Annotated in this window: 7 protein-coding genes; 5 read left to right on the forward strand and 2 right to left on the reverse strand. The window is 32.4% G+C overall.

The window, feature by feature from the left end; translation table 11 throughout:
* Window positions 1–90: 90 nt before the first annotated feature.
* Together groL and groES are read right to left on the reverse strand one after the other, a co-directional pair.
* A complete protein-coding gene (gene groL, locus Q5I67_RS06085; protein WP_296895793.1) occupies window positions 91–1722 on the reverse strand; it encodes a chaperonin GroEL in 1632 nt (543 codons plus the stop codon).
* A gap of 57 nt (window positions 1723–1779) precedes the next feature.
* Window positions 1780–2061, reverse strand: coding sequence for a co-chaperone GroES (groES, locus tag Q5I67_RS06090; protein ID WP_015562319.1), 282 nt, complete (start codon window positions 2059–2061; stop codon window positions 1780–1782).
* Window positions 2062–2266: 205 nt separating this feature from the next.
* Between groES and Q5I67_RS06095 the strand changes: the two genes are divergently transcribed.
* From Q5I67_RS06095 to Q5I67_RS06115, 5 genes are all read left to right on the forward strand, one after another.
* Complete coding sequence (locus tag Q5I67_RS06095; protein WP_296895794.1) at window positions 2267–3241, forward strand: LacI family DNA-binding transcriptional regulator; 975 nt, start codon at window positions 2267–2269, stop codon at window positions 3239–3241.
* A gap of 205 nt (window positions 3242–3446) precedes the next feature.
* The gene (locus tag Q5I67_RS06100) at window positions 3447–4928 is read left to right on the forward strand and encodes a sucrose-6-phosphate hydrolase (RefSeq protein WP_302486721.1); all 1482 of its coding nucleotides are present in this window, start codon (window positions 3447–3449) and stop codon (window positions 4926–4928) included.
* A gap of 12 nt (window positions 4929–4940) precedes the next feature.
* Window positions 4941–6182 carry an oligosaccharide MFS transporter gene (locus tag Q5I67_RS06105; RefSeq protein ID WP_022228504.1) on the forward strand — a complete coding sequence of 414 codons (1242 nt, stop codon included), beginning with the start codon at window positions 4941–4943 and terminating at the stop codon, window positions 6180–6182.
* Window positions 6183–6192: 10 nt separating this feature from the next.
* A complete protein-coding gene (locus tag Q5I67_RS06110; RefSeq protein WP_302486722.1) occupies window positions 6193–6807 on the forward strand; it encodes an AAA family ATPase in 615 nt (204 codons plus the stop codon).
* A 61-nt stretch (window positions 6808–6868) separates the two neighbouring features.
* Window positions 6869–7742 (forward strand): S-layer homology domain-containing protein (locus Q5I67_RS06115; RefSeq protein WP_302486723.1); only part of this gene is annotated, 874 nt, incomplete at its 3' end.

Below are 7742 nucleotides of genomic sequence, written 5' to 3' on the forward strand. Positions count from 1 at the left end.
TCAAAAAATAATAGTGCAAAAGAAAAAGCCTAGTGAATTTTCACTAGGCTTAATTTTTTTATTTAATTCTGTTTGATATGAGATGTTAAATTACATCATACCAGGCATTCCGCCGCCCATGCCAGCACCAGCCATAGCAGCAGGATCAGCTTTTTCAGGTTTATCAGCAACTATTGTTTCAGTTGTGAGAACCATAGCAGCGATACTTGCAGCATTTTGTAATGCACTACGAGTAACTTTTGCAGGGTCAACGATACCAGCAGCAATCATATCCATGTATTCACCAACTAAAGCATTGTAACCAACGCCTACACCAGCAGCTTTTACATGTTCAACAACTACAGAACCTTCAAGACCAGCATTGTTTGCAATCTGACGAACTGGTTCTTCAATAGCACGTTTTACGATTTCAACACCAGTTTTTACATCGCCTTCAGCTTCAATGTTTTCAAGAGCAGGTTGAATATCGATGAAAGTAGTACCACCACCAGCAACGATACCTTCTTCAACAGCAGCACGAGTAGCATTTAAAGCATCTTCGATACGGAGTTTTTTATCTTTCATTTCAACTTCTGTAGCAGCACCAATTTCAATTACAGCTACGCCACCAGATAATTTAGCAAGACGTTCTTGTAATTTTTCTTTATCGAAATCGGAAGAAGTTTCAGCAATTTGTTTTTTGATGAATTCTGCACGAGCAGCGATTTCAGCTTTATCACCGAACCCATCAACGATAGTAGTTTCTTCTTTAGAAGCACGTACTTGACGAGCACGACCGAGATCTTCGATTTCTACGCTATCAAGTTTACGTCCAAGTTCTTCACTGATTACATTACCACCAGTTAAGATAGCGATATCTTCAAGCATAGCTTTACGACGATCACCAAAGCCAGGAGCTTTAACAGCAAGAGCTTTGAATGTACCACGAAGTTTGTTAACTACGATAGTAGCAAGAGCTTCACCATCGATATCTTCAGCGATGATAACGAGTTCTTTACCTTGTTTTACAACTTTTTCAAGGATTGGAAGAATGTCTGCGATTGCAGAGATTTTGCGGTCAGTGATAAGAATATATGGATCATCCATAACAGCTTCCATTTTATCTGTATCAGTAACCATGTATGGAGAAATGTATCCACGGTCGAATTGCATACCTTCTACAACGGAAAGGTTAGTCTGCATACCTTTGGATTCTTCAACAGTGATAACACCGTCTTTACCAACTTTTTCCATAGCGTCAGCGATTAATGCACCAGTTTCTTCATCAGCGGAAGATACGGAAGCAACCTGAGCGATAGCTTCTTTGCCTTCAACTTTTTGAGCTTTTGCTTTAATTTCTTCAACTAATGCAGCAACAGCTTTTTCAATACCTTTTTTGAGAACCATTGGGTTTGCACCAGCAGCTACGTTTCTCATACCTTCACGGATCATAGCTTGAGCAAGCAATGTAGCAGTAGTTGTACCGTCACCAGCGATATCGTTAGTTTTTGTAGCAACTTCTTTTACAAGCTGAGCACCCATATTTTCGAATGGATCTTCAAGTTCAATATCACGAGCGATAGTAACACCATCGTTTGTAATAGTTGGAGCACCAAATTTTTTATCTAAAACAACATTTCTGCCTTTTGGGCCAAGTGTAACTTTAACAGCGTTAGCGAGTGCATCAACGCCTCTACCAAGAGCTTGACGAGCTTCTTCGCCAAATAATACTTGTTTAGCCATTTATAAAGAACCTCCTAGGATTATACATTAAAATTGTAATTAATTAGTTTCTGTTAATTATTCAACAACAGCTAAGATATCGCTATCTCTAACGATTAAATAATCAGTACCATCGAATTTTACATCAGTACCAGCATATTTAGAGAAGATTACTTTGTCGCCTACTTTTACATCAAGAGCAACTTTTTTACCTTCTACATATTTACCTTCGCTAACTGCAACAACAGTACCTTCTTGTGGTTTTTCTTTTGCTGTATCTGGTAAAACGATACCACTTGCAGTTTTAATATCGCCTTCAGAAACTTTAATAACAACTCTGTCGCCTAATGGCTTAATCATTGTATATTCCTCCTATGCGTAAATAGATTTTATAACTAATTTTATATTGTTAGCACTCTTTATTAGTGAGTGCTAACTCACAATTCATATAATAAACAATTTTACAGAAAAAATCAATAGTTTTTGCGAAAAAATTTGATTTTTTGTCTTATTTAATTTATGTTATAATTTATTTTATCTATTTGTATTATAAGGTGGTTAGGGTATGGCTAGTATTAGAGATGTGGCTAAATTAGCACAGGTAGCTCCAAGTACAGTATCGTTGGTATTGAACAATAAAGGATATGTGTCAGATGCTTCGAGAAAAAAAGTATTAGATGCAATAAAAAAATTAAATTATGTACCTAATGAATTAGCAAGAAATTTATATCGTAATAGTACAAATATAATTGGTATTATTGTACCTGATGTAGCACATCCTTTTTTTGGGGCTTTTATTGGTGCATTAGAGATAGCACTTTATAAATATAATTATAAAATAATGGTTTGTTCAACGATTGAAAGAGAGAATGCGGAACATGAAATTGTAGACATGTTAAGAAGACAAATGATAGATGGTATTATTATGGGTTGTCATTCTTTAGAAGTTGAATTATATGATAATGTCAATAAACCTATTGTGGCTTTTGATAGAATTATTAATAATAAAATACCGATTATTCGTTCAGATCATGAGAAAGGTGGAAGATTAGCAGCTCAAGCAATGTTAAAGGCTGGTTGTAAGTATCCTCTACAAATAACAGGTATAAAAAATAGTTCAATGTCAGCATATTTACATCATAGTGCATTTAAAGATGAATTATCTAGAAATGGAATTGAAGTGATAAATTATGAAATGGAATGGAATAAATTTGACATGAACTATTTTAAGAGAGTTGCTGTCGATGTATTTGAAAAATATCCCCATATTGATGGTGTATATGGTGCTGATATGGTGGTTTGTGCATGCTTAGGTGAAGCACGTAAGCGAAAATTAGACATACCAAAAGATATAAAATTTATAGCATATGATGGAACTTTTATAACAGAAAGTAGTTTTTATAATATAACTGCTATTGTTCAACCTATAAATATATTAGCTCAAAAAACTGCACAAATGATAGTTTCTTTGATAAAAAACGAAAATATAGAAAAAGAGGTAATTGTGCCAATATCTATACGATATGGTGATACTTGCTAAGATAAAAGGAATAAGTCCTTTTATCAATATAAATATCAGAAAATAAATTCTTTTTTGTTGTTTTAAAAAAATGTTGATTTTTTAAAAAGATAGTGATATTATTATTTCAGGAAATATAAAACGCGTTTGATATAAAGTAGATTTTATATTTCCAAATATTTTTAATCGAAAGTCGAACCGGTTTTATAAATTTATTATAATAGGAGTGAAAAATTTGAAACACAATGAAGCACTATTAAAAGCTGAAAAATTTCAACAAAAAATGGAGACGATTGCACAGAATGATTATTGGAGACCACAATATCATATTGCTGCACCAGCTAATTGGATAAATGATCCAAATGGATTTTGTTTTTATAAAGGTGAATATCATTTGTTTTATCAGTATCATCCATATTCTAGTCAATGGGGGCCTATGCATTGGGGACATGTAGCTAGTAAAGATCTAGTAAATTGGGAACATAGACCAATTGCTCTTGCACCTACTGATGAATATGATAAGGATGGTTGTTTCTCTGGTAGTGCAATTGAAAATGATGGTAAATTATATTTATTATATACAGGTCATGTAGACTTAGATAATAGTAACGGTGGCAATGATAGAATTGAAACACAGTGTTTAGCTGTTAGTAATGATGGAAATCATTTTGAAAAAGTAGAAAATAATCCTGTAATTAAAGCTTTACCTAAAAATTTAAATATAAGAACAGAACATTTCCGTGATCCTAAAGTATGGAAACATGAAGATTATTTTTATACTGTAGTAGGTGCACAGACAAAAGAAGAAACAGGTCAAGTTGTAGTATATAAGTCTAAAGATTTATATAATTGGGAATTTTTAAATATTATGGCAGCTTCTAATGATGGAGAAAATGTAGGATTTATGTGGGAATGTCCTAATTTTGCCCAAATTGATGATTATGAAGCTTTGATTTTCTCACCACAAGGCGTAAAACCAGAAGGTAATAAATTTTTAAATGTGCATCAATCTGGATTTTTCTTAGGAAAAATGGATTATCAAACAGGTGTTTTTGCCCGTGAAGGTAAATTTGATATTTTAGATTATGGTTTTGATTTTTATGCTCCACAGATAATGCAAGATGAAAAAAACAATCGTTGTTTAATGATTGCTTGGCTCGATATGTGGGAAAGTAATATGCCAGAACAAGAAAATCATTGGGCTGGTATGATGAGTATACCACGTGTATTAAAAGTAGAAAATAACATGATTTATAGTAAACCTGCTGATGAATTAAGTAAATTGCATAAATCAAAAGTTCATCATGAGCAAATAATAAAAGAAGCTACTTCCTTTGATGGTGTAAATGGCGATTGTTATCAATTAGATATAGATTTTGATTTAGAAAAGGCTCAAGGATTTATATTAAAATTACGAGTTTCAAATACAGAAGAGACGGTAATTTCATATGATAAAGATACTAAAATATTTAAATTAAATCGTGATAAATCTGGTTCTGGAGTTAAAGGTGAACGTGAAGTTTCCATCGAACCGGTTAGAGAAAAGATGAATTTACAAATTTTCAGTGATCGTTCATCATTGGAAATCTTTATTAATGGCGGTAAACGAGTTTTAAGTTCCAGAATTTATCCATCTAAGGAAGCAAAAGGAATCGTATTTATACCAAATGGAAATATAAAAACAAATATAGATTTTTATGAAATTTAAGGAGCGTTTATAATGAAAAATTTAATTTATTGGAAATTAAGTGCATTCTTCTTCGTATATTTTTTCTCATGGTTAGTATTTTTTGCATTTTTACCAATATGGTTTGGTCAAAAAATTCAATTGACTGGTATGCAAATAGGTACAATTTATGCAGGTAACGCTATCTTTAGTATGGTATTACAGCCTTTTTATGGATATCTTTCAGATAAAATAGGGATGAAAAGATATTTACTATTTTTCATTGTTATTTTAGTTGCTTTAACAGGTCCATTCTTTGTATTTGTCTATGAACCATTGTTAAAAAATAACTTTTATGTTGGTGCAGTTATTGGCTCTTTTGTATTAAGTCTTGCTTATTATGCAGGTGTTGCAGTTATTGAATCTTTTATTGAAAAATGCGGTCGTATCTATAATTTTGAATTTGGTCGTGCTCGTGCGTGGGGTTCTCTTGGTGCTGCTGTTGGTGTATTTTGTGCAGGTCGTGCATTTAACTATGATCCTGATCTAATTTTCTGGATGGCTTCTTGTGGAGCAATTGTTTTACTTTTAATATTGTTAACGGTACGTATTGATGAAAGTAAGGCTGATTTCATAAAATCTGAACCAATTAATTTAGCAAATGTAAAACATTTATTCAGTATCAAAGATGTATGGCTCTTTATGATTTTCATTTTAGGTTCTGCTTGTGTATATGGCGTATTTGACCAACAATTTGCTATTTATTATGCTTCTTTATTCCCAACTGTTGAACAAGGTAATGAAACTTTTGGCTATTTAAATTCCTTACAGATATTCCTTGAAGCTGGCGGCATGTGTATAGCACCTTTTATTGTTAATAAAATTGGTCCAAAACATGGCTTGATTTTAGCTGGTTCTATCATGACTTTTAGAATGATTGGTTCTGGACTTGCAAATGACCCAATTAGTATTTCTATAATTAAATTATTACATGCTATTGAATTATCTATCTTATTAGTATCTGTATTTAAATATTTGGCTAAGAACTTTGATACAAGATTGTCTTCTGTATTGTATTTAGTAGGTTATCAATTATCAAACCAATTAGGCTCAGCTATTTTATCCCCAATTGTAGGAAATCTTTATGATACTGTTGGATTCAAAGTGGCATATCTATTCTTAGGTGCTGTTGTAGGTGTATTTACTGTATTCGGTGCATTTGTATTGATTTCAGATAAAAGAATACCAAAAGAAAAACAAAGTGAATTAAAAGAATATATTCAAAATGAAGGATAGGTGAATTGGATTGGATAAGAATATTGTTATCAGCATTAGCCGTAAATACGGCTGTGGTGGTCGTGAATTAGCACAAATATTAGCTGAAAAATTAAATATTAAATTGTATGATAGAAAAATCGTGCATATTGCAGCAGCTAAATTGGAAACTGATGATTTAAATGAAAATGATTTATTAGAATTAGAAAATACTGTTAATCCATTAACTATGGCATTTTTTCCATTTCGTTCATTTGGTATTAATTTAGGTGAAGCAAGTAGAGGTATATTTTTGTCTGAAGCAAAAGCTATTAGAAGATTGGCTAATAGTGGTAGTTGTATTATCTTAGGAAGATGTGCTGATTTTGTACTTGATGATTTGCCAAATCATTTTTCTATATTTGTTACTGCTGATGATGAGTTTAGAATAGAAAGAGGAAAAAATGTCTATGGCGGTAAAACTCTAAAAGAATTAAATATTGAAGATAAAAAAAGAGGAAGATATTACAATTATTATACAGGTAAAGAATGGGGAGATCCTACAAATTATAATTTAGTTGTAAATGTAAGTAAGTTTTCATTAGATGATGTTGCTGAAGCGATTATAAAATATATTGAAGAAGTTCAAGTAAATAGAACTAAATAATTTTTATTGATTTGATTTTGAGCAAAAATTTATTTTAAATAAATTGAGGAGAGAATATATTATGTTTAACAAATCTACATTAACTATCACAACATCTGCTTTGGTTTTAATGAGTACGGGAGTAGCAGGAGCTGCTAGTAATCCATTTAGTGATGTTCCTCAAGATAGCTGGGCTTATGATGCAGTAGCAACACTTGCCGCTGATGGCGTAATTGACGGTTTCCCAGATGGAACATACCAGGGCAATAAAACAATGACACGTTATGAAATGGCTCAGATTGTAGCTCGTGCTATGGCAAAAGAAGATTTACAAAAAGCGGATAAAGCTATTGTAGATAAGTTAGCTGCAGAATTTGCAGAAGAGCTAGATAACTTAGGTGTAAGAGTAGCAGAACTCGAAGAAAAAAGTGATAATTTAAAATTCACAGGTACAGCTCGTCTACGTTATGATGATGGCGATATCAATGCTACTAATCCAAAAGCTGATTGGGATAAAGATAGTGCAAGCCATGCTCATATTGAATACTGGATTAAAGGAAAAGTAAATGATAATTGGACAGGTGTAAGCCAGATTGAAACAGAATATAATATGAAATCCGATAGCATCACTGCATATGGAGATAAAGATATTCAAGTAAATAAAATATATGCAGAAGGTAATTTCGGCGATAGCATGTTAAAAATAGGTCGTTATGGAGAATTTTCTTCATACGGAAGAATTATCGATACTGAAATTTCCGGTGCAGAATATACATTTGAAGCTGGCGATTTATCTGGGGCTTTGACTTATGGTAGATTAAAAGATAGCAGAACATTAGCTGGAACTAAATTCGAAAATAAATCAGGTGGAGAATATGGAGCATATCTTGGAACAGAATATTCATCTGCTAGATTGAAATATAATCTTAGCCCAGTAACAGCAATTGGTGCAACAT

The organism is uncultured Megamonas sp., assembly GCF_958438645.1.
Classification (GTDB): Bacteria; Bacillota; Negativicutes; order Selenomonadales; family Selenomonadaceae; genus Megamonas.